At 69.7% G+C, this 25,008-nt stretch carries 25 protein-coding genes; 9 read left to right on the forward strand and 16 right to left on the reverse strand.

Annotated elements, in window-relative coordinates; genetic code table 11:
- Window positions 1–6 precede the first annotated feature (6 nt).
- Genes JWQ81_RS24945 through JWQ81_RS24965 form a run of 5 tightly spaced genes read right to left on the reverse strand, consistent with a single transcriptional unit; the run spans window position 7 to window position 7,262 of the window.
- The gene (locus tag JWQ81_RS24945; RefSeq protein ID WP_297545091.1) at window positions 7–1,173 is read right to left on the reverse strand and encodes a VWA domain-containing protein; all 1,167 of its coding nucleotides are present in this window, start codon (window positions 1,171–1,173) and stop codon (window positions 7–9) included.
- Window positions 1,170–3,383 carry a DUF5682 family protein gene (locus tag JWQ81_RS24950; RefSeq protein WP_297545092.1) on the reverse strand — a complete coding sequence of 738 codons (2,214 nt, stop codon included), beginning with the start codon at window positions 3,381–3,383 and terminating at the stop codon, window positions 1,170–1,172. Before JWQ81_RS24950 ends, JWQ81_RS24945 begins: the two co-directional genes overlap by 4 nt.
- Window positions 3,380–4,504 (reverse strand): AAA family ATPase, encoded by a 1,125-nt coding sequence (locus JWQ81_RS24955; RefSeq protein ID WP_297545094.1) that lies wholly within the window; start codon window positions 4,502–4,504, stop codon window positions 3,380–3,382. The genes JWQ81_RS24950 and JWQ81_RS24955 overlap by 4 nt, the downstream gene beginning before the upstream one ends.
- Entirely contained in the window at window positions 4,501–5,958 is a 1,458-nt protein-coding gene (locus JWQ81_RS24960; RefSeq protein ID WP_297545096.1) for a DUF5691 domain-containing protein, read from the reverse strand. Before JWQ81_RS24960 ends, JWQ81_RS24955 begins: the two co-directional genes overlap by 4 nt.
- Entirely contained in the window at window positions 5,955–7,262 is a 1,308-nt protein-coding gene (locus JWQ81_RS24965; protein ID WP_297545098.1) for an SWIM zinc finger family protein, read from the reverse strand. Before JWQ81_RS24965 ends, JWQ81_RS24960 begins: the two co-directional genes overlap by 4 nt.
- Before the next feature lie 122 nt (window positions 7,263–7,384).
- Here JWQ81_RS24965 and JWQ81_RS24970 point away from each other — a divergent pair, with 122 nt between their 5' ends.
- Entirely contained in the window at window positions 7,385–8,035 is a 651-nt protein-coding gene (locus JWQ81_RS24970; RefSeq protein ID WP_297545100.1) for a response regulator transcription factor, read from the forward strand.
- A complete protein-coding gene (locus JWQ81_RS24975) occupies window positions 8,032–9,096 on the forward strand; it encodes an ATP-binding protein (protein ID WP_297545102.1) in 1,065 nt (354 codons plus the stop codon). Before JWQ81_RS24970 ends, JWQ81_RS24975 begins: the two co-directional genes overlap by 4 nt.
- 100 nt (window positions 9,097–9,196) lie before the next feature.
- On the opposite strand, the gene JWQ81_RS24980 is transcribed toward JWQ81_RS24975, so the two are convergent.
- From JWQ81_RS24980 to JWQ81_RS24990, 3 genes are all read right to left on the reverse strand, one after another.
- Window positions 9,197–9,403, reverse strand: a complete 207-nt coding sequence (locus JWQ81_RS24980) for a heavy-metal-associated domain-containing protein (RefSeq protein WP_297545104.1) — start codon at window positions 9,401–9,403, stop codon at window positions 9,197–9,199.
- A gap of 54 nt (window positions 9,404–9,457) precedes the next feature.
- Window positions 9,458–10,708, reverse strand: a complete 1,251-nt coding sequence (locus JWQ81_RS24985; RefSeq protein WP_297545106.1) for a permease — start codon at window positions 10,706–10,708, stop codon at window positions 9,458–9,460.
- A gap of 82 nt (window positions 10,709–10,790) precedes the next feature.
- Window positions 10,791–12,023, reverse strand: coding sequence for an acyl-CoA dehydrogenase family protein (locus tag JWQ81_RS24990; RefSeq protein ID WP_297545108.1), 1,233 nt, complete (start codon window positions 12,021–12,023; stop codon window positions 10,791–10,793).
- 115 nt (window positions 12,024–12,138) lie between these two features.
- Between JWQ81_RS24990 and JWQ81_RS24995 the strand changes: the two genes are divergently transcribed.
- The gene (locus JWQ81_RS24995) at window positions 12,139–13,260 is read left to right on the forward strand and encodes an acyl-CoA dehydrogenase family protein (RefSeq protein WP_297545111.1); all 1,122 of its coding nucleotides are present in this window, start codon (window positions 12,139–12,141) and stop codon (window positions 13,258–13,260) included.
- A gap of 9 nt (window positions 13,261–13,269) precedes the next feature.
- On the forward strand, window positions 13,270–13,779 hold the full coding sequence (locus JWQ81_RS25000; protein WP_297545113.1) for a helix-turn-helix domain-containing protein: 510 nt from the start codon (window positions 13,270–13,272) through the stop codon (window positions 13,777–13,779).
- 4 nt (window positions 13,780–13,783) lie between these two features.
- On the opposite strand, the gene JWQ81_RS25005 is transcribed toward JWQ81_RS25000, so the two are convergent.
- Complete coding sequence (locus JWQ81_RS25005; RefSeq protein WP_297545115.1) at window positions 13,784–14,455, reverse strand: hypothetical protein; 672 nt, start codon at window positions 14,453–14,455, stop codon at window positions 13,784–13,786.
- 3 nt (window positions 14,456–14,458) lie between these two features.
- On the reverse strand, window positions 14,459–15,172 hold the full coding sequence (locus JWQ81_RS25010) for a YoaK family protein (RefSeq protein ID WP_297545117.1): 714 nt from the start codon (window positions 15,170–15,172) through the stop codon (window positions 14,459–14,461).
- A gap of 122 nt (window positions 15,173–15,294) precedes the next feature.
- Here JWQ81_RS25010 and JWQ81_RS25015 point away from each other — a divergent pair, with 122 nt between their 5' ends.
- Entirely contained in the window at window positions 15,295–16,236 is a 942-nt protein-coding gene (locus JWQ81_RS25015) for a hypothetical protein (protein WP_297545119.1), read from the forward strand.
- 256 nt (window positions 16,237–16,492) lie between these two features.
- Here the strand turns inward: JWQ81_RS25015 and JWQ81_RS25020 are convergent, their stop codons facing one another.
- Window positions 16,493–17,089, reverse strand: coding sequence for a TetR/AcrR family transcriptional regulator (locus JWQ81_RS25020; RefSeq protein WP_297545121.1), 597 nt, complete (start codon window positions 17,087–17,089; stop codon window positions 16,493–16,495).
- A 107-nt stretch (window positions 17,090–17,196) separates the two neighbouring features.
- On the opposite strand from JWQ81_RS25020, the gene JWQ81_RS25025 reads away from it, so the two are divergent.
- Complete coding sequence (locus JWQ81_RS25025; RefSeq protein WP_297545122.1) at window positions 17,197–18,063, forward strand: SDR family oxidoreductase; 867 nt, start codon at window positions 17,197–17,199, stop codon at window positions 18,061–18,063.
- Window positions 18,064–18,095: 32 nt separating this feature from the next.
- Complete coding sequence (locus JWQ81_RS25030) at window positions 18,096–18,449, forward strand: VOC family protein (RefSeq protein WP_297545124.1); 354 nt, start codon at window positions 18,096–18,098, stop codon at window positions 18,447–18,449.
- Here JWQ81_RS25030 and JWQ81_RS25035 read toward each other — a convergent pair.
- The 4 genes from JWQ81_RS25035 to JWQ81_RS25050 form a co-directional block, all read right to left on the reverse strand.
- Window positions 18,446–19,435: a DUF4037 domain-containing protein gene (locus JWQ81_RS25035; protein ID WP_297545128.1), complete on the reverse strand. Its 990-nt coding sequence runs from the start codon at window positions 19,433–19,435 to the stop codon at window positions 18,446–18,448. The two genes, JWQ81_RS25030 and JWQ81_RS25035, sit on opposite strands and share 4 nt — an antisense overlap.
- A 42-nt stretch (window positions 19,436–19,477) precedes the next feature.
- Window positions 19,478–19,840: a hypothetical protein gene (locus JWQ81_RS25040; protein WP_297545130.1), complete on the reverse strand. Its 363-nt coding sequence runs from the start codon at window positions 19,838–19,840 to the stop codon at window positions 19,478–19,480.
- Window positions 19,841–19,905: 65 nt separating this feature from the next.
- The gene (locus JWQ81_RS25045; protein WP_297545132.1) at window positions 19,906–21,069 is read right to left on the reverse strand and encodes an NAD-dependent formate dehydrogenase; all 1,164 of its coding nucleotides are present in this window, start codon (window positions 21,067–21,069) and stop codon (window positions 19,906–19,908) included.
- A 102-nt stretch (window positions 21,070–21,171) separates the two neighbouring features.
- A complete protein-coding gene (locus JWQ81_RS25050; protein ID WP_297545134.1) occupies window positions 21,172–22,095 on the reverse strand; it encodes a LysR family transcriptional regulator in 924 nt (307 codons plus the stop codon).
- Window positions 22,096–22,205: 110 nt separating this feature from the next.
- Here JWQ81_RS25050 and JWQ81_RS25055 point away from each other — a divergent pair, with 110 nt between their 5' ends.
- Window positions 22,206–22,637 carry a PPOX class F420-dependent oxidoreductase gene (locus JWQ81_RS25055; RefSeq protein WP_297545136.1) on the forward strand — a complete coding sequence of 144 codons (432 nt, stop codon included), beginning with the start codon at window positions 22,206–22,208 and terminating at the stop codon, window positions 22,635–22,637.
- Window positions 22,638–22,797: 160 nt separating this feature from the next.
- Entirely contained in the window at window positions 22,798–23,559 is a 762-nt protein-coding gene (locus JWQ81_RS25060) for a M protein (RefSeq protein WP_297545138.1), read from the forward strand.
- Window positions 23,560–23,635: 76 nt separating this feature from the next.
- Here JWQ81_RS25060 and JWQ81_RS25065 read toward each other — a convergent pair whose 3' ends face one another.
- Window positions 23,636–24,997 carry a sugar ABC transporter substrate-binding protein gene (locus JWQ81_RS25065; protein WP_297545140.1) on the reverse strand — a complete coding sequence of 454 codons (1,362 nt, stop codon included), beginning with the start codon at window positions 24,995–24,997 and terminating at the stop codon, window positions 23,636–23,638.
- Window positions 24,998–25,008: the final 11 nt, after the last annotated feature.

The following is a 25,008-nucleotide window of genomic DNA, read 5'->3' on the forward strand; positions in this document are numbered from 1 at the left end:
CCGGGGTCAGGAACCACCTCCGAGGGTGGTCTCGGCCCACCGGGACAGGTCGTCGCGGCGGATCGCGGCGGCCATCAGCTCCGGGAACAGGTCCGGGGTGCACGCGAAGGCCGGTACCCCGAGCTCGACGAGCGCGGCGGCGTTTTCGTGGTCGTAGGCGGGGGTGCCAGAGTCCGACAGGGCGAGCAGCGCGACCACCTGGACGCCCGCGCCGACCAGTGTCCGGGCCCGGTGCAGGAGTTCGTCGCGGACACCGCCTTCGTACAGGTCGCTGATCAGGATGAGCAGCGTGTCCGTCGGACGGGTGATCAGGCCCTGGCAGTACGCGATCGCCCGGTTGATGTCGGTGCCGCCACCGAGCTGCGTCCCGAACAGCACGTCCACCGGGTCGTCGAGCTGGTCGGTCAGGTCGACGACGGCGGTGTCGAAAGCCACCAGCCGGGTGCGCAACGCCCGCATCGACGCGAGAACGGCGCCGAAGATGCTCGAATAGACCACCGACTCCGCCATCGATCCGGACTGGTCGATGGCGAGGATGACGTCACGCTGGACGCTGTGCTGTTTGCGCCCGTACCCGACCAGCCGGTCCGGGATGATCGTTCCGAGCTCCGGTGAGTAGTTCTTCAGGTTGGCGTGGATCGTGCGCGGCCAGTCGATGTCCGCGTGCCGCGGCCGCTGGGTGCGGGCCGCCCGGTCGAGCGCGCCTTTGACCGCGGCGCGGGTCTTGTCGGCGAGGCGGCGCTCCAGCTCGTCGACCACGCGCCGGACCACCTCCCGCGCGGTCTGCCTGGTCTTCTCCGGCATGACGCCGTTGAGTGCGAGCAACGTCCCGACCAGGTGCACGTCCGGCTCCACCGCGGCGAGCAGCTCGGGTTCGAGCAGCATCCTGGTCAGCCCGAGCCTGTCGACGGCGTCGCGTTGCATGACCTGCACCACGCTGCTGGGGAAGTACTGGCGGATGTCGCCCAGCCAGCGCGCGACCCTCGGCGCGGACGCACCGAGCCCGGAACTCCGGCGGCGGCCGGTGCCCTCCTCGGGTTTTCCACTGTACAGCGCAGAAAGCGCCGCATCGACGCCCTGATCCTCACCGCTGAGCGCGTGACCGGTGCCGTCGCCTTCGCCGCCCAGTACCAGCCGCCACCGCCGCAACCGCTCGTCCTCCGACCCGGTCACCGGCCCACCCCCAGCAAGGTCGCCAGCACGGGCAGGACGGATTCCGCCCGCCGCTCGTCGAAGTCCTCGACCACCCGCTCGACCGGGGCCCGCTGCCCGGACAAGCCCGCGGCGCGCTCTCCGATCGTCCGGCGCTCAGGGGCCGCGAACGCGCCGAAAGTCCGTCTCAACAAGGGAAGCACTTCAGTGAACAAGGCGGGCGGCACCGCGGACAGCCAGCCATCCAGCACCCGCAGGAGCCTGTCGTCGTGGACCAGCAGCAACGCGCCCCCGTCGAAGAACCCCTCGATGTACGCGGCACCGTTGGCCGGTTCGATCCCCGGCGTCAACGCCCGCCCCAGCCTCAGTTCCACTTCGGACGCACTGGTGCGCTCGGCGTCGTAGAGGATCCTGGTCACCCGGCCGCCCAACCGGGGAGCGACGGTTTCCCTGCGTGCCAACGATTCCAGCGCGACCAGCCAGCGCTCCCTGGTGTCTTCGCCGAGCAGCCCGGCAGCCTCGTGCACCCCGTCGACCAGCCCACAGAGCCGCGCGGCGGCGTCCTCGTCGAGTCCGTGCGCCGCGGAGGGCAGGCCCGCGCAAACCCTGACCACCATCCGCTCCCCCACCGTGCGCAGGGCTCCGGTGTCGGTACCGCGAACCGTGCCGTACCGCGAGGCCCTGGCCAGCGCGGGCAGGGCCGCCATCAGGTTCGCGACGTCGGAGTCGGTGGCGGCACGCCTGTCCAAGGCGGCCAGCACGTCCGGCAGCGCGGTGTCCAACTCGGACAGTAGGCAGTCCTCGACCGCGCCGGTGATGTCGGCCAGGGTCGTCGCCTCCGCGACAGCCGCGCGGACCATCGAAACAGCGGCCGCGAAGACGGTCGTGCCGTGCACCCCCGCGGCCACCAGGTCCACTTCGAACTCCGGCCGCCAGCACAGGGTCCACGTCTCGCGGAAGGTCCCCTTGCCCCGCCGCGCGGGTTCCGGTACGGCCCAGCCGACGCCGAGAATCCGAAGCCGGTGCAACAGTTGGGAACGCTCCGCCCCGGTCGGGTTCCGCAGGTCGAGGTCCAGCTCGCGGACCAACGGATCGCGCCTGAGCCGCAACCGCTTCACCGCGGCCGTCAGGTCGGCCGCCACCGGCGCCTGCGGGGTCTCCGGCGGAACCTCGCCGAGGAGCTCACCGACCACGAGCCGCCGGGTGACGAGATCCAGCCGGACGTCGTCGCCGTCACACAGCACCGAGCGGGTGGCCTCGGTGACCTCCTCCAGCCCCGGCAGCGCCCGGCCCCGCAACGCTGTGAGCGTGTCGGCGAGGCGAACCGCCTCGATCACGTGCGCGCTGGAGACCGGCAGATCCTCGGCCCGCAACACCCCGGCGACGTCGGTCAGCCAGCGAGCCGTCACATGGTCGGCCGCGGTGAACAGGTGGCGGTACCAGCCGGGCGAAGTCACCCCGGCGCCGTACCCGCTCGACGCCGCCAGCCTGCTGTGCGTCCAGGGCACCCAGGTGCACGCAACCTTACGTTTCGGCAATCCTTTGAGGATCGCCTGATCACGCGACGCGGGTGGGAGCGGCTCGGTCAGTGCCGGGACGTGCCACGCCCCGCACACCACCACGATTCGCTGGAACCCGTCTTTTTTGGCCCGCCGCAACGAAAGACGCATGAAGGCCTCGCGCCTGCGCTCTCGTTTCCCAGCGGGCGTGTCAACGGATTCCTCCGTTTCGCGGAGTGCGCCCATCGCCTCGGCGATCACCTCGAACGGCGAGGCGCCATCTCGCCGGTGCTCGATGACGTCGTCCCACCACCGTTCCGGGTCCTCATAGCCGCCCGCGGACGCGAGTTCCGCGAGCGGATCGGCCGCCAACCCGCCACCGCTGAGAGGTTCCTCGGCGAACTGGTGCGCCACCGGCAGGTCGCAGAACCGCACCGGCACTCCGGCCGCCACGGCATACCGGATGGCCTGCCACTCGGGGCTGAAGACGGCGAAGGGCCAGAACGCGGCCCTGGTCGCGTCGTCGACGGCGTAGGCGAGCAACGCGACCGGAGGCACCATGGTGTCCTGCGCGGCCAGGTCGACCAGGGAGTCCGCTTCGGGCGGACCCTCGATGAGCACGACGTCCGGCCGCAGTTCGGCCAGCGTCGCGGCGACGGCCCGTGCCGATCCGGGACCGTGGTGCCGGATGCCGAGCAGGTGCACTTCGGCCGAGGATGGGGGACTCGTCATCCGGCGAACTCCCGGCAGGCGCGGTAGAAGTCGGCCCAGCCGTCGCGTTCGCGCACGACCGTCTCCAGGTATTCGCTCCAGACCGCGGCGTCGGCGGTGGGGTCCTTCACCACCGCGCCGAGGATCCCGGCGGCGACATCGTGCGGGCGGAGCACCCCGTCTCCGAAGTGGGCGGCGAGCGCGACCCCGCCGGTCAGCACGCTGATGGCTTCGGCCGTGGACAGCGTCCCGGACGGCGACTTCACCGCTGTCCGGCCGTCTTCGGTGCGCCCCGACCGCAGCTCGCGGAACACCGTGACCACGCGCCGGATCTCGGCGAGCTCGACGTCCTGCGCCGGCAGCGACAGCGACGTGCCCAGCTGCTCGACCCGGCGCGTGACGATCTCGACCTCGGCCTCGGCGGAATCCGGCAACGGCAGGACGACGGTGTTGAACCGCCGTCGCAGTGCGCTGGACAGCTCGTTGACGCCCTTGTCCCGGTTGTTGGCCGTCGCGATGACGGTGAAACCCCGGCGCGCCTGGACTTCGGAGCCCAGTTCGGGCACCGGCAACGTCTTCTCCGACAGGATGGTGATCAACGAGTCCTGCACATCGGCCGGGATCCGGGTGAGTTCCTCGATCCTCGCCACCTTTCCGTCGCGCATCGCCCGCAGGACAGGGCTCTCGACGAGCGCCCGTTCACTCGGTCCCTCGGCGATCAGGCGCGCGTAGTTCCAGCCGTACCGGATCGCCTCTTCGGCCGTGCCCGCGGTGCCCTGCACCAGCAGCGTCGAATCCCCGCTGACGGCGGCGGCGAGGTGCTCGGAAACCCAGGTCTTGGCCGTGCCGGGGACACCGAGGAGCAGCAACGCACGGTCGGTGGCGAGGGTGGCGACGGCCACCTCGACCAAACGCCGGGGCCCGACGTACTTCGGGCTGATCACGGTGCCGTCGGGCAGCGTGCCGCCGAGCAGGTACAGCACCACCGACCACGGGGAGAGCAGCCACGACGGCGGGCGCTCCCGCTCGTCCTGCGCGGCGAGCGCGGCCAGCTCGCCGGCAAAGGTCTGCTCGGCGTGCGGACGCAGGATCGTTTCGTCGGGCAGCGACTCGGGACGGGCCGGACGTGTCGGACGGGTCATCGGAGCTCCTCGTACATCTCGCGGCGGAAGGTCAGGGTTGCGGCAAGCTCGCGACGCCACGGTGACGTGTCCTCGGGGAGCGGACCGGTGCTCGGCGAATGGTTCAAGCAGGACGGTGGCACGCCGCGCGCGATGACCCGGGCCGCTGACGAGACGACCCGCTCGTCCGGGGCGGTCACCAGCCAGTCGAGCAACGCGAACCCGAGGTCGACCGGCCAGGGCCGGGGCAGGTCGCCGACCGTGTCGGCCATGCGCGAGGCGCTGGCCTTGCGTGCCAGCTCGACGACGGCGCCGGCCCACTGCTCCCGGGGCAAGGCGGTGATCATCAGGGCGGCGCCGGTGATCCAGGGATCGGCGTCGAGCAGTGCGCGGGCCCAGGCTGCGTTCTGCTGGCGGGCGACGGCGCCGGTCAGTGCCTCCCGCACCAGTCGCTCGTCGGCTCCCTCGATCGGCATGCGCAGCAGCGCCGCGGGACTCGACGAGAACTCCGCCCAGACCCGCATCGGGGCGGCGGTGATGAGCTGCTTCAGCCACCAGGCCCGCCGAGCGCCACCGGGTGGAACCCGCCGCACCCCGTCACGCAGCATCTCCTCGTCACAGGCCTCCGGGAGGTTCACCACGAGCACGTCCCGGCGCAGCGGCCGGGGTTGGACCGAAACCAGCGTCCGGATCCGCCCGGCCATGCGGTCGGCGAACGCCGAGTCCGGCAGGCGGTGGAGCAGGTCCACGGCGAGCTCGCGGACCTGTTCGGCTCGGTCGTCCAACACCGTTTCGAGGAATTCGCCATCCTCGGGCGAGAGTGCTTCACCCAGCACGGACAGGAACTCCAAGCGGGCCGGCGCCGGTTCGCCCAGCCATGCGGCGGCCAGCTCGGCGCGGGCCCTGACCGGTTCCGTGACGAGCAACTCGGCCAGCCACTTCGCCCGCTGCGGGATCGTTCCGTAACGCCAGACATGCTGCCCTGCGGCCGCCGCGTGCGCGGAGAGGAACGACCACTCCGGGTTCAGTCCGGCCAGCCACTCCCCCAGCGGCCCGGCCACCGCCGCGGTCAGCGGCCGCGATGCCACCCTTCCTCCGGCCGCGGAAGCCAAGGCGGGTAAGCGTTCCGGCGAAACCCTCAGCCCGCGGTCGCGCACGGCGAGCAACCACTCGTCGAACACGTCCGGATCGTTCATCGAGAGCAGCCTCGCGAGCCTGGCTCGAGCGGCGGAGGCGATCAGCGGCCGCTCGTCGGGCGGCGCGGCGGCGACGGGTTCGGCCTTACGGCCCACCGCGAGACCAGCACGCCGGTAACCGGTCATCAGGGCGGCAACGTCGAGGAACTCGGCTGCCGCGTCCTGAGCGGACTGACCACCGAGCAAAAACCTGACCGAGCCGGGCAGCGCCGCCTTGTCGAGCGGACGCCGCTGCGTGCCGAGCAACGCGGTGGCGACCAGTTCCTCCCAGCCGTTCACAGCAGAACCGGCCGTTCGCCGTCCCAGCAGGACAACGGCCGAAGGCCCGCGGCGGACCACTCGGCCGCCACGGTCAGCGGCGCCCCACCCGACACGGCGAGCAACGGGAACGGATCCGTTTCCGCGGCCAGTGGTAGGGCGAGTCCATCCACATCGGACAGACCCCAGCCCTCGCCGAGCCTTGCCGGTACGACGTCGGAGAGCACGACGGGCCACCTTTCGAGCCAGGGATCCGAAGCCAGCGCGGCGGCATAGTCCTCAAGGGACGCCTCGACCGAGTCACCGGCAGGGCAAGGCGCGGGAACGGGTTCCCCGCTTTCGAGAACCAGCGCCCGCAACGGCAGCGCGCCCGGATAGAACGCCACTGTCGCGCTCACCTGCGACCCCGGCAGGAGGGAGAAATCCAGCGGACGGCCCGGCGGAGCGAACGACAGCACCAGCGCATAACGCCCGGAATGCTTGCCCCACAACCAGACCCGTCGTGAAACCAGCTGATCACCCTCGTCGTCGACCAACCCGGCGACAAGCCACACATCGGCCACCCGCTCGCCGTTCTCCCGAACCTCCGCCGTCTCGGTGACGAACCCGAGCCGCGCACGGACCGTGTCCGCGAGCGGCTCCGGGTGAGACGCGAGTCGCGAGAAGGCCTCGGTCAGCAGATGCAGGAGCGCGAACTCCTCGAGCAACCGGGCAGGCCACTCCTTGCCGCGGCCCACCAGCCGCGCCGCACGCCGCAACACCCCGGCCGGACCGGGTGCCTGGGCGTCGACCATTCGGGCCGCGACCCCGCCCAGCTCCGTCCTGCCGCCCCGCTCGAGCGCGCTCAGTCCCCGGCGTACCTGGTCGGCCAGCCACACCGACAGCTCGGCGACCCCGCCGGCGACCCTGTCCGTCCGCTGCTCGGCCCGCTTCGCCGCGGCCGCGGGATCCCGGCGGACCGGGGTCCGCGTGCGTTCTTCGGCCTGGCGCGCCCGATCGGCCCGCTCGCCGAGCCAGGTGCGCACCGATTCCGGTGTGTCCGTTTCTTCCACGGAACCACCTGCCCACAGCAGAAGCAGCCCCAGTGCGTGCTTGCAGGGAAACTTCCGACTCGGACACGAACAGCGGAACGCGGGGCCGGACAGCTCGACCACCGTCTGGTACGGCGTCTTCCCGCTGCCCTGACACGCGCCCCAAACCGCCTCCGGCGACGCGCCCAGCAACGGCCACTTGCCCGCCGAAGCCTGGCTGCGCCCGGCTTTGCCGGACGCGGGATCGGGTGCGAGCGCGAGCACCTGCTCCACGCTCCATCGCCGGTCGGCCATTTCTCCCCCTCGTGCTCTCGAAACAGAGCATGCCAGCGACCACCGACAATTTCCTGTCCCGCTCCTGCCGCTCGCCGACGGCACTGCGGCAGTCGAAAGCCACACGGCCTAGAGTCGCAGCCATGCGGGTGCTGGTGGTGGAGGACGATCCCGGGCTCGGCGCCGAGGTCGCCGACGGCCTGCGGGCCGTGGGCTACGCGGTCGACCTGGCCACGAACCTGGCCGACGCCGGCCTCAAGCTGAGCGTCGACGGCTACGACTGCCTGGTGCTCGACAGGCTGCTGCCCGACGGCGACGGTCTCGAACTCCTTCGACGGCAACGCGCCGCCGGCGTCCGCCTGCCGGTACTGATGCTGACCGCCGTCGACGCGGTGGCCGAAGACGCGGATGACTATCTCCTCAAGCCGTTCGCCTTCGCCGAGCTCGCGGCCCGGGTGGGCGCGCTGTGCCGCCGGGCCGAGCACCCGCGGCAGGCCGTCGTGCGGATCGGCGACCTCGAGCTCGACACCTCGCGCAAACGAGTCCGTCGCGGCGGGGTGCTGCTCACGTTGGGCGCCAAGGAGTTCGCCGTGCTCGAACTGCTGGCCGTCCGCGCCGGACAGGTCGTGTCGCGGGCGGATCTGCTCAAGCACTGCCGGGACGAGCCGGCCGACCCGCTGTCCACTGTGGTCGACGAGGTGATCGCGCAGCTGCGCCGCAAGCTCGGGCCACCGATCATGATCGGTACCGTCCGCGACTCCGGTTACGTCATCGAACCGCGCCCGGCTTCGTGACCGCACTGACGACGGCGACGGCGAGGCTCCGGCTCCTCCGCTGGCGGCTGACCGCCTTGTACACGTTGGTTTCCGCGGTCTGCCTCGTCGTCGTGGCGAGCAGCGCTGGGGTCGTCGACTCCCACTCGCGTGCCTCGGCGCTCGACGCCGAGGTCGGCCGGTCCGTGACGGCGCTGTCCCACGCGGTCTACTACGACCAAGGCACGCTGCATCTGGAGTCGCTGCGCGACGACGTCCTCGCGGCGAACCCCACCCAGGTGTACGTGGTTGAGTGGGGCGCGAACGGCGCTCTCGTGCCCCGGTACGGCAGCGCGCGGGACACCTGGCTGCCCGATCCGGATTCGCTGCGGCAGGCAGCGGACGAGACCCGCCACGACCAGGACACCGTTCTACTGGACGGAACCGGGACCGACGGGCGCCCGCTGCGACTGGCCGGGGCGCCGGTGTGGAACGGCGGCCAAATCGCGGCGACGGTGATCGCGGCGGGCGACCCTGCCGACGGCGCCGCCGACCACACCACACTCCTGCGAGACCTGGCGCTCGTCTGTTTCATCCTGTTGCTGTCGGCCGCGGCCGCCGGGCACTTCTTGTCGGGTCGGCGCATGCGGACCGCGCTGAGCAGGCTCGACCAGCAGGAGCGGTTCCTGACTCAGGTGGCCGAACGCGCGCCGTTGCGACTGGACCTGCTGGTCGAGCAGCTCGTCGAAAACCTGGACCGGGGTGCCGAAGTCAGCGTGATGGCCAGTCCGTGTGTCGTCTCGGGCGATCCCGAACTGCTCTCGCGGGCCATCCGCAACCTGCTCGACAACGCCGTCCGGCACGGTGGCGAGTCGGCCATCGAGGTCGTGGTCGGCGAAGGCCGGATCACGGTGAAGGACCACGGTCCCGGCATCCCCGAGGCCGACCGGGAGCGGATGTTCGGTGGGGCCGGGACAGGGCTGGCGATCGTCCGTTGGGTGGCGGACCTGCACGGCGGATCCGCCCGGCTGCTCGGCGACGAGGACGGCGGCACGGTGGGCGAGCTCGTCCTGCCCACCACCGATCCCTCAGGGCCACCCTGAGTGCGTCCAACGCCACAAGGGTGGCCCTGACGGGTCTTGGCCGCGCACCCGACAGCTCAGCTCGGCGCCGGGTACGGCACGCCGTACGGGGCTCCAGCAACTACCCCACGAGTCGGTAGCCGGCCTCGACCACTGCGGCGCGTACGCTCGCGGTGTCCAGCGGCGCGTCGCTGGACACGACGACCCTGCCGGTCTCGAGGTCGACTCCGACCTTGCGGACGCCGGTGATGCTCTCGACCTCTTCGGTCACCGAGCTGACGCAATGGCCGCAGGTCATGCCCTCGACTGTGTACGTCGCTTCGCTCATCGTCTGTCTCCTCGGGAAAGTAGCGCTACCGCCTTTATACCCCCGTGGGGTAAGTCAGTGGTCTTCGTGTGCGCTGCGACTCGTTTCGTGGTGCGCATGATCGTGCGCTGCGTGATCGTGCGCTGCGTGATCGTGCCCTGAGCGGTCGTGCCCGGTGTGATCGTGTGAGGTGTCGTCGGGCGCGCCGCCCATCATCGCCATCATGGCGCGGCCACCGGTGCGCAGGAACCGGATCAGCAGCACCGCCGCCAGTACCAGGAACGCGATGTTCAGCCAGGTCGTGTAGTTCCAGGAGATACCTTCCTGCATCACCTTCGCCGACCGCTCGCCGGGGATGAGCCCGGTGACGCCGAACAGGAGCTCGACGAGGTAGCCGGCACCGACCATCGCCGCGTAGAACGTGCCCAGCAGGACCAGCGCCATCTTCGCGCCGTAGTACTTCCGGTAGATGTTGAGGATCGGCAGGATCAGCAGGTCGGCGAAGATGAACGCGACGACCCCGCCGAAGCTGATGCCCCCGTTCCACAGCACGGCCGCCAGCGGCACGTTCCCGATGGAACACACGAACGACAGGATCGCGACGAGCGGCCCGATGATCGGCCCCCACACCGCGGACAGCACGGGATGGTCGGTGAGGAAGAAGAGATGCCAGAAGCTGTCGGGCACCCACGCGCCGATAGCTCCGGCGATCAGCAAGCCGATCACGAGGTCACGCAGGATAGCCGCCCATTCCATCACGAAGACGTGCGACACGGACGTGAAACCCGCGCCCGAGAACAGCCGGCGCAGGAACGAACCGTCGCCCTGGACCGACATGTCCATCGCGGCGTGGCCTTCCATCGACCCGGCGACCCCCTTGTCCGCCTGCTCGCGGGCCTTCTCGATCAGCTTGCCGCGCACGAACAACCGGAACAGCAGCGCGAGCAGCACGATCATGATCGGCCCACCGACGAACTCCGCGGCGGTGAACTGCCAGCCCATCAGCAGCGCCATGATCACGCCCAGCTCGATCACCAGGTTCGTGGAGCCGATCTCGAACGCCATGGCGGCGGTGAAGTTCGCCCCCTTCCGGAACAGCGACCGGGCGAGCGCCACCGCGGCGTAGGAACACGACGAGGACGCCGCGCCCAGCACCGAGGCCAGCGCCAACGTGCGCGGCCGGTCGTCACCGAGCAGGCGTACCACTGTGGACTTCCGGACCACGGCCTGCACCACCGCGGACAGGGCGAAGCCCAGGATCAGCGCCCACAGGATCTCCCAGGTCATCGACCCGGCCAGCCCCAGCGCATGCCCGATCGCACCCATCTCGCCACCTCCGCTTGGTACCCCCCGGGGGTACCAACAGCCGAAGGGTAGTCCGAGTGCGCAGGTTTGTCATCTCGGGCTGCTATCCGGCGGGCTGGGGACGTTTCGGCTCCTTCGGCAGGCCGAGGAGGAGCTCGCCGACGATGGTGCGCTGGATCTGGGAGGTGCCCGCGTAGATCGTGCCGGCGCGGGCGTTGAGGTAGACGCTGGTCCAGGAGGCCGAGGAGTTCGGCGCGCCGGGATCGTCGGTATGGAACCAGTTCGGTGAGGCCGTCCCGGTCGGGGCCAGCGCGTCGACGCCCAGCACGTCGACGGCGAGATCGGTGACGATCCGGTGGTATTCGCTCCACAGCAGCTTGAACACCGCCGCTTCCGGGCCGGGCGCGCGACCGGCGATGAGCCCGGTCGCGGTCCGAAGGCCCTGGCAGCGCAGCTGCTCGACCTGGACGTGGCACCAGGCTATCCGGCGGCGAATGTCCGGATCGCCGGTCAGACCGCGCTCACGGATCAAGGCGATGAGGCGGTCGAGTTCACTGCGGAAGCGGATCGGCGCGTGCAACGCCGTTTCGCCGCGCTCGAAGCCGAGCAGCGTCATAGCGACCGACCAGCCTCCGTTGACCTCGCCGACGACGAGTTCCCCGTCGGTCACGGCATCGTCGAAGAACACCTCGTTGAAGTCGGTGTCGCCGGTGATGTTGCGGATCGGTCGGACCTCGACTCCGGGCTGGTCGAGCGGCACGAGCAGCATGCTGATGCCCTTGTGCGGGGCCGCGCCCGGGTTCGTCCTGGCCAGCACGAACATCCAATTCGCTTTGTGCGCCCCGGACGACCACAGCTTCTGTCCGTTGAGGACCCATCGGTCGTCGTCGCGGCGTGCCCGCAGCGCCAGCGAGGCGAGGTCGGAACCTGCTCCCGGTTCCGAGAACCCTTGGGCGAAAACGTATTCGCCGGACAGGATCCGCGGCAGGAACCGGGCGACGAGATTTTCGTCGGCACAGCGGAGCATCGTGTTGCCCAGCATGCTGATCCCGAACGAGTCGTTGTCCGAGCCGGACGGGACCCCGGCGCCCGTCAGTTCTTCGACGAGGACCACCAACGCGGCCGGACTCAGTCCGCCACCGCCGTAGGCGACCGGCCAGGACGGCGCCAGCCAGCCGGCCTCGGCCAAGGCGCGCCGAGTGCCCTTGGCGAACTCTTCCCGCTCTGCCGGCGGCAGCGCGCCAACGCCTCGCCAGCCGTCCGGCACGAGGCCGGCCACGAAAGCCCGGACTTCGGCGCGGAACCGCCGCATGTCGACGTCGTCGGAAAGGTCCATGATCGCCTCCGCAGAATGAGCTCCTGAAGTGCAGGGTTGCGTAGATAGACTCAATAGTCAATGCTCAGTGTCACTACATCGGAGCCAGCGAGTCGCCCTGTGTCTGGAGCCCGGAATGCAGTTCTCACTCACCGAAGAACACGCGCAAGTGGCCGCGACCGTGCGGCAGCTCCTCGCCGACGGCGCTCACAACGCCGACAACGCCAGCAGCGCCGACAGCGCCACAGCGGCCCCCGACCGGCTCAACGGCGACCTTCTCGCCACCCTGGCCAAGCTCGACCTCCTCGGCCTGGCCGTCCCGGAAGCACTCGGCGGCGCCGGGGCGACAACACTCGAACTGGTCGTCCTCGCCGAGGAAATCGGCGCGGCACTGCCTTTGGTGCCGTTCGCCGCGAGCGCCGTCGTGAGCACGCTCGTCCTGGCCGCGCACGAGGAGCCTGAAGCGCATGCCGCGCTCTCCCGGCTCGTCGATGGCACAGCGACGTCGACCACGGCATGGATGACGTTCCCCGGCGAACTACGCACCGGAAGTCCGGCCGGCACGGTGAACCTCCGACTGGCCGATGGTGCCGTCTCCGGCGAACTGGTCGCGATCCCGTTCGGCGCGGACGCCGACTTCCTGCTCGTCTTCGTCAACGACACGACAGCACTGCTCGACCTGACCTCGCCCGGTGTCCGTCGAACGCGAACCGCGTCGTTCGACCTGAGCGAGCCCACTGCCTCGATCAGACTCGACGGGGTTCCGCCGCTGTTCCTGAGCACTCCGGCCCAGACGGCAAAAGCTATTCGGCGAGTGGCGCCCGCCATCCTCACCGCGTTGGCCGGCGAGCTGCTCGGCACGGGGCGTCAAGCCCTCGACAACGCCATCGCCTACGCGAACCAGCGCGAGCAGTTCGGCCGCGTCATCGGATCTTTCCAAGCCCTCAAACATATGCTCGCCGATCGGTACGTCCAGCTCGAAGCCGCGCGGGGGCTCGTGCACTACGCCGCATGGGCTTGTGAAGGGCCTCAGCCCGGCGCCGAACTGGCCGCCCGCGGCGCGCTGGCAGCGGCTTCGGATGCCGCCCTCGCCGCCGCGGCGGACAACCTGCAGACCCACGGGGGCATCGGCTTCACCTGGGAACAGTCGGCCCACCGCTACCTGCGCCGCGCGCGGGCCCGCCGGAGCCTGCTCGGCACCCCGGCGCGGCAGCTCGACCACATCGCCGAGCGGATTCTGACCCCGGCCCGAGGATAAGATCCCGACATGAAACGCACCTCGTTCGCGAAGTGGCCGTGTTCGGTCGCCCGCACCATGAACCTGCTCGGCGACTGGTGGACGCCGCTGGTGCTGCGCGAGGCGTTCTACGGCATCCGCCGGTTCGACCGCTTCCAGAGCGAACTGGGCATCGCGCGGAACACCCTCGCCGACCGGCTCGGCACCCTGGTCGAACAGGGCCTGATGACCAAGGAGCCCTACCAGTCCGACCCGGTCCGCCACGAGTACCTGCTGACCGAGAAGGGCAAGGACTTCTACCCCGTGCTCGCCGCGATGTCGGCCTGGGGCGACCGCTGGCTCGACAACGGCGACGGACCGCCGATCGTCCATCACCACCGGACGTGCGGGCACGACATGCACGCTGAAGTCGTCTGCTCTGAATGCCGCCAGCCGCTCGAAGCCGCCGACGTCGAGCACCGGATGGGGCCCGGTTACCCGGCGAAGATCGCCGCGCTCCCCCAGGTTCAAGCCCGCTTCGCCGCGCAGCGCGCCGAGTAGCGCTTCAGGCTGCGTCGAGGCCAGCGTCGTCGGTGTTGTCGGTGTCGTCGGTGTCATCTGAGGGGACGCGGTAGACGACCGTCGACGGAACCGAAACCCGGTCGCCGAGCGCGCGGCCGAGCACGAGCGCCGAACCGATCAGTCCCAGCGCGCACGCCACAACGAGTAGCCACAACGCCGGCCCGCGGCCGAACAGCAGGGTCGGCTCGGACACCTTCCAGCCGGTCTCGATCGCGCTGACGTAGACCTGCGCGGACCACAGCGCCCCGCCGAGCAGGAACGTCGTCGCGAACGACAACGTGCGCCCGAACGCGAGGACCCTGGGCAACCGCCACCTGGCCGCGACGAGCAGCAGGACGACCGACACCAGCAGGAGCCCGCCCGCGGCGACGACCGGGATCCCGAACTTCGGCACGATGGCGTAGACCCCGGTGCTGTTTCGCCACATCGTGGTGGTGACCCGGTAGCTCTCCGGCGCGGCGGGGCTGCCCAATCCCGGGTTGGCGTAGGTGAAGAACAGCTGGAAAGTGCCCACGACGGCCACCACCGCGGACGCCGTCAGCGCGAACAGCCCGGTCTTCCAGCCGGGGGTCACCTTCGGCTCCAAGTACTCCTGGTATTCCTGGGACTCCGGCAGTTCGCCGACGGGGTCACCTGGGTCGGGCACACGCGTCATGGTTCACAGCTTGCCCTCGGGCGCTGCCGGGTTCAAGGCATCGAACCGGAAAGCCGTTCCACCAACGCCCAGTGCCAGCAGCGCCGCCAGCAGCAGCGCGGGCCACATCGCCACGTGCAGCTGGAGCAGCCCGCCGCCGACCGCGCCCAGCAGCATCGCCCCGATCGCCGCGAGCTTGCGCCACGGATGCGAGCCGGGGCCGCCGGCCAGCCGCGAATCGGCCGCGAACCCGGTCACGATCCGCGTCAGCACGGTCGTGGTCAGGTCCGGCAGGCCGATCTTTTGGACCGTCGCGTTCTGCAGGCCCATGGCCACACCGAGCACGACAAGCAGCGGCTCCGCACCCGAGGGCGTCGCGACGTCGACGGTCGCCGCGAGCACGATCGCCACCACGAGGAGCGGGACCTGGATCATCGCGGCCCGTTTGAGCAGCCGGAACCAGCGGTCCGGCGCGCGGACGGCCAGCCGGCCGCCCAGGAGTGCGCCGAGCAGGAACGAAAAGATCGCCGTGATCGACCCGATCACGGACAGACCTACCCTGCCCGCGACGGCGAAGCCGAGGAACACGACGTTGCCGGTCATGTTGGCGACAAAGACCTGCCCGAGACCGAGGAAGCTCACCGCGTCCACTACGCCGGTGACGACGGTCAGCACCAGGAGCAACCGGCCGACGACAAGGGTGTCGGTGGATTTCGGGGCACTCACTTCGGCGGTCACCGAGCCGAGCCTATCCGGGTACCCGCCGACTGTCCGGTTAGGACCGCCACTGCTCAAGCGCTACTGGGCACTGAAACTGTCGGTCCCTCGACGTAGGGTGAGCGCTGTCGAGGAGGCGCGCCGTGGTGAGAGTGCAGGACCAGGCCTGGCCCGGAAACGTGCTGCCCGAAGAGGACCACGAGTTCGAGCAGGCGATGAAGTCGCTGCTCGTGCGCGCCCACTGGCTGGACGCTCCGACCCGGGAGATCCGCACCGAGCTGCGGAAGTGGTTTGAGGCCGGTTACTCCGTCGACGCGATCCTCGTCGCGCTGGATCGCACCCCCGCCAACGTGCGGCAGCGGCCCCGGGACAAGAACGAGGACCTGCACCGGTACCTGCGCAGCAGGCTTCGGGCCTGGTACGAAGACGATCCCGACGCGCTGCTCGGCACCGTGGTCCGCCCGCCGCGGCCCGGGATGAGCATGCGGCAGTGGTGGACGATCGCCCGGCGCAACGAACAGCGGTCCGCGGTCCGCAAGACCGCGCCCGTCCTTACCGAAGCCGGCAGAAAAGCCCGCGAGCAGGCCCTTGAGCAGTCACGGAGCAAGCGGCGAGACCCGGTGTCCGATGCCCGCGAGAAGGACCGCACGAACCGTGCCGCACTCGACAGCCTCCTGCTGCCCGGTGCGCCGGTCCCCCCAATCCCCGCCGCGCCCGCCCTGCTGCCGCCGACCGGGCGAACAGCCGGGCGGATGGTCGCGGCCTACGCCGGCAGCCGGGCGGCCATCGCCCACGATCCCCGCGTACGGCGCCTCGTCGAGCGTCTGGTCGGCGAGCGACGCGGACCGACAGAGGCCGAACGCCAGGTGCTCGCGAACGCCGTCAAGGACGCCCGTCGCCGGGCGGCCCTCGGCGCGCTCGAAGCGGCGGGTTCGGAGGTCGGCGACGACGTCGGCCTGCTCAGTGACGAAGGATGGCGGATCCTGACCTACCTGGACCGCGCGATGGCGACCTCGCTCCCCCTCGACGCCATGATGGTCGTCCTGGACATGTCCGTCCGCGATGCCGCCGGCGACCCCGCCTAGCGCAGCTCGGATGGCGGCCGCTAGCGGCGCTAGCTTCCCTGTCGGTCCCTCAGGGTCACTCCTGTGGCGTTGAACGCCACAGAGGTGGCCCTGAGGGGGGGTCCTGCCGCGGGCGTCACAGGCGGAGGAGGGCGCTCGCCGTATCAGGGACGCTGTGACCTGTCGTGAAGGCCACCTTCACGGCGTAAGGCGCACTCAACTAGGCCTTCACAACGTCTCTGCCCTGCCGAAACTGCCTTCACGAGTGGGGGACGCCCTAGCGCCGGCGCAGGCCGTTCAGCAGGGTCTCGATGGTGCCGGTGATGACGGTGTCGACGGCACGGTCGCCGATCATGCCGCTCGTGATCACCGCGGCCAGCCCTTGCAGGGTGGCGAGGACGGCCATCGCGACCCGGTCGGGATCGGCACTGTCGATCTCACCCTCGGCTTGGGCGTCGGCGATCAGTTTCGACGGCGCTGCGAACGCCCGGTCGTTCGCCTCGCGGAGCTCGGGCACGTCCGCCCGGTCTTTCCTGGCGAACATCAACTCCAACAGCGCCGGATGGCGCGTCGCGAACTCGACATAGGCGCGCGCGAAGGCGACCAGGCGCGCGCCGAAGTCGTCTTTCCGCACGCCCAGTACGTCGTCGAGACGCCGTCCCAGCCGTTCTAGCCCATACACGGCCAACGCGTCGAGCAGCGCCTGCTTGTCCGGGAAATGCTGCCGTGGCGCGCCATGGCTGACACCCACCTCCCGCGCCAGCTCACGCAGCGAAAGTCCGCCAACGCCGGTCGTCTCGAGTTTGCGCTCGGCGCATTCGAGCAGCGCGGCGCGCAGATTGCCGTGGTGGTAGCGCGCAACCGTCTCCGCCATGGGAGACAGCCTAGCCCTATCTAGTCATTGACTACAATCTAGACGGTGACTACATTGGCGACTGTGGCCGATCATCCCGGTCGGCCTCGGACATCCAAGGACTCGCCATGACCAAGACCTGGTTCATCACCGGCGCCGCAGCCGGGCTCGGCTACCAGCTCACCTCTCTGCTTCTGGCGCGCGGCGAACGCGTCGCCGCGACCTCGCGGAACAGCGAACCGCTGAAGACGCTGGCCGACGAGCACGGCGACAGGCTGTGGACGGCCGCGCTGGACGTCACCGACACGCCGTCGATCCGCCGGGTCGTCGACAGCGCTGCCGCACGGTTCGGCCGGCTCGACGTCGTCGTGTCCAACGCGGGGTTCGGCGTGCTCGGCGCGGCCGAAGAGGTCTCCGACGAGCTGTTCCGGCGCCAGCTCGACGTCAACCTCGTCGGCTCGATCCAGCTGGCCAGGGCGGTCCTCCCCCACCTGCGTGCCCAGGGCGGCGGCCGCATCGTGCAGCTGTCGAGCTCGGGCGGTCGCGTCGGAGATCCGGGGATGAGCCTGTACAACGCGACCAAGTTCGGGATCGAGGGCTTCTACGAGTCGGCCGCGATCGAACTCGCGCCCTTCGGCATCGAAGTCACCCTGGTCGAACCCGGCGGCACCCGGACCGGCTTCAACGCCAACCTCGCGCTCGCGGAGCCGATTCCCGCCTACGAAAACGGGATCCTCGGTCAGCTCCGCGGCATGCTCAGCGGCGCCGCCGACCCCGAGTTCCTGCGGCAAGCCGTTCCGGGCGACCCCGTCAAGATCGCCGCAGCGATCATCGACTCGGTCGCGATCTCACCGGCACCACGGCGCATCGTCCTCGGCAGTGGGGCGTATGCCGCTATCGGTGCCACGCTGCGCGACCAGCTCGAGGCGCTCCGGGCGCAGCACGATCTCGCCCACAGCACGGATTCCGACGACGTCGTCAGTTCTCGCGCGTGACCGGCCTTCCGTCCAGATGGAAGGATCACGGCATGGAACGCGTGCTCGGAATCGGTGGCTACTTCATCCGCGCTTCGGACCCGGCTGCCCTGGGCGCCTGGTATCGGAACTGCCTCGGCCTCGATGCCGATGAGCACGGCCGGTGGAACCAGGACCCGGGCCCCACCGTCTTCGCGCCGTTCGAGGCCGGGACCGACTACTTCGGTTCCCGTTCCCAGCAGACCATGCTCAACTTCCGGGTCCGCGACCTGGACGCCATGCTCACCCAGCTCCGCGGCAAGGGCGCCGACGTCGCCGACGAGACCCAGGAGATGGAAGGCGTCGGCCGCTTCGGCTGGGTCACCGACCCCGAGGGCAACCGCATCGAGCTCTGGCAGGCCGTCTAGCGCTCGAACAGTGCCTTCGCCACCGCACGTCGACGCGTGACGTGTTGCAGAACGTCCGTGCTGTCAAGGAACTGGTCGACCGCGCCGGTCGGCGGAAGGCTCCGGATCGTTTCGTCGCTGATCGTGGGGAGGAGGGCCGCGGCGAACCGCTCGGCGTGCAGGACCTGGAACGGGCGGCCGTAGTACGGCCGCGTCGCCGGGTCGACGAACTCGGTGAGGCCGAGCTCGTTGTGCAGGCCGGCGACGATCTCGTAGGCATCGGCGAGACGTTGTTCGCGATCCCTCCACGAGCTCGCGACCAGAACGTTTCGCAAGACCGGCGCGAGTTCGACGGCGGCGGGCAGCCGCGCGAACGCGCTGCCGAGCCACTTGCCGTAGGGCGGGTATCGGCGCGCCATGAGCAGGCACAGGCGCATCAGGTCCCGGACGAGCCTCGCCGCGACGACCGCCGACCCGAGTTCGTCACCGACCTCGCGGGTGCGCCCGGCGAACGCCTCCTCCTGGCTGACGCGTTGCCATTGGCAAGCCAGCACATACCGCCAGACGTCGTCGGGGTACCAGTCGAGGCGGTGACGGATCGGGGCGAGTACGTCGAGCCCGTCGTGGAAGACCGCACCCGCGGTGACTTCGGCGAGCGACTGGGTCGACGTCGCGAGCCAGTCGAAGGTGCCGACCGGGCCGTCGGGGCTGAACCCCAACTGCCCGGTGAACCACTTCGCCGGCTCGGTCACGACGACGGCGGACCTGACGTCGGCCGACAGCCGTTCCGTCAGGAGGACGTCGTAGTCGTGTCGGTGTCCGGCAGTGAAGAACAGCTGGACGCGGGGTCCCCAGTCGTGGTCCGTCGACCGCGCCGTGTCGAACCCGAGCACCTCCGACCCCGGCCCGAGCAGCGCGGCCGAGTGGCGCTCGTCGAGCAGCGGCCGGACCTCGTCATGATAGAACCGGCGCGACAGGTCCGCACCGGAAACGAACAGCTCACCCATACCCGGTGATGCTGCCGCCCACCCCAGCTCCCCGCCACGGGTTTATTGGCCGAAGGAGTACCTCAGGTCGGCGTTGATCAGCTGGTTGACCCGCTTGCGCGGGTGCCCCAGCAGCCCCTGATCAGGCATCGGGTCGTCGAGGAACAGCGTCCACCGCAGCTCGGTACCTTGGCCCGTCCGATCCGGCGGCAGTTCGAAACGCACGAGGGCGTCCGGTCGTTCGGTCCACAACGACGACCACACGACGAGGGCGGGCTCCTGGGCTTCGACGACACGGGGGCGCTGCTCGCCGTCCCGCAGGTTCAGCCACGGACGCCCCCGGTCCCGGTCCGGCTCGGTCAGGGCTTCGAAGACCACCCGGGGCGGCGCGGGCTGGCCGCGCTTACGGCTCCCCGCTTCCAGCATGATCGACAGCGTACGCCCGCGAGCCAGCCGCCACGGAAAGGACGGCGAGCTCGTGAACTACCGGCTCAGCTCTCGGCTGTGGAGTACGAGTGGGCGCCGGTGCCGGCCAGCTTGCCGCCGTCGACGATCAGGTACTCGTCGCGGATGGGCGTGCCATCGAACCAACTCTCCAAGATCTCGCGGGTGCCATTGGCATAGCGGGTCTGCGCGGACAGCGAGGACCCGGAGATGTGGGTGGTCATGCCGTTGTGCGGCATCGTCCGCCACGGGTGGTCGGCGGGCGCGGGCTGCGGGGCCCAGACGTCGCCCGCGTAACCGGCCAGCCGCCCCGACTCCAACGCCTCCACCACGGCGTCGCGGTCGCAGATCGCTCCGCGCGCGGTGTTGACCAGGTAAGCGCCGCGCTTCATCGTGTCGAGCAGCTTCTTGTCGAAGAGCCCCTCGGTCTCCGGGTGCAGCGGCGCGTTGATGGTGACGACGTCGCAGTGCGGGACCATGTCGGCGGCGTCCGGGTGATACGTCAGGCCGTACTCCTTCTCGACCGACGCGGGCAGGCGGTGCCGGTCGGTGTAGTGCAGGTGCACGTCGAACGCCTTGAGCCGGCGCAGGATCCCGAACCCGATGCGGCCTGCCGCGACACTGCCGACGTGCATGCCTTCGAGGTCGTAGGAGCGGGACACGGCGTCGGCGATGTTCCAGCCGCCTTCGACGGCGATCTTGTGCGCCGGGATGTAGTCGCGGACCAGCGCGAGGATCATCATCACCGCGTGCTCGACGACGCTGTTGCTGTTGCTGTAGGTGATCTCGGTGACAGTGATCCCGCGGTCGATGGCGGCGGCGAGGTCGACGTGGTCGGAACCGATGCCCGCGGTGATCGCCAGCTTGAGGTTGGCGGCCTTGGCGATGCGCTCCTTGGTCAGGTAGGCGGGCCAGAACGGCTGCGAGATCACGATGTCGGCGTCGACCAGCTCCCGCTCGAACACCGAGTCGGGCCCTTCCTTGTCCGAGGTCACCACCAGGGTGTGGCCGAGTCCTTCCAGGAACGCGCGAAGGCCGAGCTCCCCGGACACGCTGCCGAGCAGGTGCCCGGAGGTGAAGTCCTGCGCCTTCGGGCTGGGCAGCGTCTGGCCGTCGGGGTAACCCTCGATGACGGGAAGATCGTCACGGGCGTACGACCGGGGATACCCCGTGATCGGGTCTTCGTACAACACGCACAGAACCTTCGCCATGACGCCACTCCCTTGTTCGCGTTGACCTGGTGACGTCTACGTTTCCGCTGATGAACACGCGGGTCAAAGCGTTTGTACCTGTCGCGGCATAGGCTCCGCCTATCAGCGGACCCGCTCGGTGACGACCCGGTCGAGGGTGGCCCGGACGTCGATCTGGCGGGCGATCTCGATCAACGCCCTGGCAAGGACCGGCTCCGGCTCGCGACGGGCGATGACCAGCCCGATCCGGGGCGCGAACGGCGCGCCGTGCAGCCGCAGCGCCCGCATCCCGGCGGGCACGCCGAACATGTGCAGCCACGCGTGCGAGATGACGCTGTACCAGCTGCGGGTCGCGACGTGGGCGTACAGCGCGGCCACGGAATCGGTTTCGATCGCCGGGGCCACCGTCACGCCCGTCGCCGCGAAGATTTCGTCAAGAATGCGCCGGTTGCGCATCTCCTGGCTGAGCAGGCACAACGGCACCGCGGCGGCCTGCGCCCAGGTGGCCTTGCCGTCGCGAGCGAGGTCGCTGTCGGCAGGCGCGAGCAGCAGGTAGTGCTCCTCGTAGACAGGCAGTCGACGCACCGGCCCCAGCGGCTCGTCATCGAGGTACGTCAGCGCGATGTCGAGTTCGAACTCCGCCAGCCCGTGGGCGATCTCCCGCGAGGACAGCGACCGCATCGACACGCGGGCGTGCGGATGCCGCTGACAGAAAGGTGCTGTGAGCAGCGAAACCACGGTCAGCGACGTCGGGATGACCCCGATCCGCAGGCTGCCGGTGAGGCTCTTCCGCATGGCGGCGAGGTCGTCGTTCAGCCCGTCGCGCTCGGCCAGTATCCGGTGCGCCCACAGCAGGACCCGCTCGCCTTCGGGCGTCAGGCCGTCGAACCGGCGGCCGCGCCGCACCAGCGGTGTGTCCAGTTCGCGCTCCAGCGTCCGGATCGCCTCGGACAACGACGGCTGCGACACGTGACACGCCAGCGCCGCCCGGCCGAAATGGCGTTCCCTGGCCAGCGCGACGAGGTATTCCAACTGGCGTAACAGCACACCTCAGGATGTCCTACCTCCGCCGCCGGAGTCCACCTTGACTTCACGTTAGGTCGAGGTAGGAGACTGGCTGGGGTAACTGACCGGACCGACCCGCCGAGAGGAAGCCGATGCCCGACCCCAGGACACCCTTCACCCCGATCGAGATCGACTACCTGGCGACCCAGCGGCTCGGCAGGCTCGCGACCGCGCAGCCGGACGGAACACTGCAGGTCAGCCCGGTCGGCTTCGGTTACAACGCCGAACTGGGATGTATCGATATCGGCGGCTACAACATGTCCTCCAGCCGGAAATACCGCAACGTCGAAGCGGGCGGTCCGGTGGCCTTCGTCGTCGACGACCTCGCGTCGATCGAACCGTGGCGGGTGCGGTGCCTGGAAATCCGCGGTGTCGGCGAGGCCGTCGAGACGCCGGAAGACTCGGCCGCCGGAATGGCCGGCCCGATCATCCGCGTCCACCCGCGGCGGATCATCAGCTTCGGGATCGGCGACCTCGACACCGAGCCGCACGCGTTGCGGGCGCATATCCGCGATGTGAACTAAGCGGGCATCTGGGCCACGGCGAAGGGGACTTTCCTCGCACTCGACTCGAGCGGGTGAGGGAAGTCCCCTTCGCTGTAAGGGTATTCAGCCGAACCGAGTATGGTCGGAGACAGCCAGCGTCACCCGGGCTGCCGCTGAATGTCCACTTAGGAGGTAACCAATGACGACGAGCGAAAGCCACCCGGAATCGGTGTCTTTGCGAACCGACTTCGAATTGAGCTGGCGTGGCTTCGCCCGGAAAGAAGTCAGAAGTTATCTCGCGACCGTCGAAGAGGAGATGGGGGCGCTCACCGCCGACCTCGAAGCGACGGCCGCGCACGCGCGGATGCTGGCACGCCGGGTGGAGGAGCTTCTCGAGGAGAACGGCGAGCTCCACACGAAGATCGACTGCATCAGCCGCGTGCCGATCGAGCCGGACGCGTTGCAGGCGCGGTCCAGGCGCATGATCGAGCTCACCCGTGAAGAGGCCGTGGAGATCAGGGCTGAGGCGCAGGCCGCCGCTGATCGGTTGCGGGAGCAGGCCGAAGAGGCTGTCGCGCACGCCGAGCGGCGCCGCCGTCAGGCCGACAGCGACTTCGACGACGCGATGGCCGTCCGCCGCGCCGAGGCGATGGCCGCGATCGCGCAGCGCGAAGCGGCCGCGCGAGCCCAGGCCGAGGCGCTGCTGCTGAAGGCCGCTGAGCAGGGCGAGCGCGTCGTCGCCGAAGCGAAGCAACGCGCGAACGCCGCGAACGAGCTCCGTGCACGCTTCACCGCGCAGCTGGAAAACTGCCAGCAGGTACTCGACCAGGCCCTGCCGCTGCTCGATCCCGTCCCCGGCGAAACCGGGCTCGACCTGCCGACCCAGCGCGCGGTCCGGCTGTCGGTCCAGGACACCGTGCCGATCAAACCGCTGACCTCGAGCCGGTCACCCCGCACCTAGGTCGGCAGAGGGTCCGCACGCGTGCGACCGGCCCGGGATCCCCGAGCCGGTCGCGCGTGGCGTACCCAGTGTCCTGCTAGTTGGTCTTGTTCAGCACGTCCTTGCTCTTCTGCTGCATTTCGGGGAACACGTCGTCGTTGCGGCCGTGGGCGAAGTACGCCTCGAACAGCGGCTGGAGCGCGTCCTGGACCGCCGCGCCGTTGCCGTAGACGACCGCCGGGTGGATTACGCCGGTCTTCAGCGCGTTGTTGAACGTCGAAAGGTCGACGCCCTGAGCCGCCTGCGCCTTGGTCGCGGCGTCCATCGAAGCCGGGATCGACGGGAAGAACGACCCCGAGGCCGACGCCATCGTCTGGCAAGCTTCCGAGCCCATGTACGCGACCCACTTGAACGCCAGGTCCGGGTTCTTCGTCCCGGCCCAGATGTTGTTGCCGTTGGAGTTGCCCGGCACCGCGCGGGTCTTGCCGTCCGGTCCGAGCACGGTCGGCGCAATGCCGACCTTCACCCCCGGGATCTTCGCGTACTGCGACGCGGACCAGGAGCCGTCGGTCTCCATCGCGACCTTGCCCGTGCCCATCAGGTCGGTGTTGCTGACGGTCGACGCCCCGCTCCCGTTCGCGACCAGCGTGATGTTCGGAGCGAACCCGCGGTCGGACAGCGAACGCACGTAGTCCATGGTCTTGATGAACCGCGGGTCGTTGTACTCGAAGGTGGTCGGCCAGGTGACCTTGTCACCCAGCTTCCAGCCCGTCGTGGAGACGAACGAGGTCCACGTCGTCTGCCCGATGAAGTCCTTCGACCCGAGCAGGCCCATCCCGTAGGTCGCGACCTGGGTCTTGTCGAAACCGGGCTGGTCGCCGCGGACGCCCAACTTGTCGATGGTCAGGTGGGCGACCATCTTGTCGAAGGTGCCGCCGTTGTCCGGGTTCCAGTCGAGGTTGTCGACGTCGGCCTTGGTATAACCGGCCTTGGTCAGCGCGTCGGTGTTGTAGTAGAGCCCGGTCGCGGCCCAGTCCAGCGGCAAGCCGTACTGCTTGCCGTCGGTGTACTTCCACGCGTCGACGCCGACGGAGAACTTCTTGAGGTCGAAGTTGGTCTTGGCGATCTGGTCGTCGAGCGGCAGCAGCTGGTGCTGGTTGGCGTAGGCCTGGAAGTACTGGACGCTGTTCTGGAAGGCGTCCGGCGCACTGCCGGCGACGAAGCCCGCGGTCAGCTTGGTGAAGTAGTCATCGACGGCGTACTGCGAGATGGTGACCGTGGTGCCAGGGTTCTCCTTCTCGAAAGCGGTCGCGCACGACTTGTAGGCGGCGGCCTGCTTGTCGTCCCAGGTCCACCAGTTGACGGTGTTCCCGGAGGCGCCGCTGTTCGACGAACAGCCCGAGATGATCGCCACCGAAAGGGTGGCCAGCGCGATGGCTGCCAGCTTGGGAATTCTCATTTTTCCTCGTT

Origin of the sequence: Amycolatopsis sp. (assembly GCF_025464955.1) — a bacterium.
Lineage (GTDB): Bacteria > Actinomycetota > Actinomycetes > Mycobacteriales > Pseudonocardiaceae > Amycolatopsis.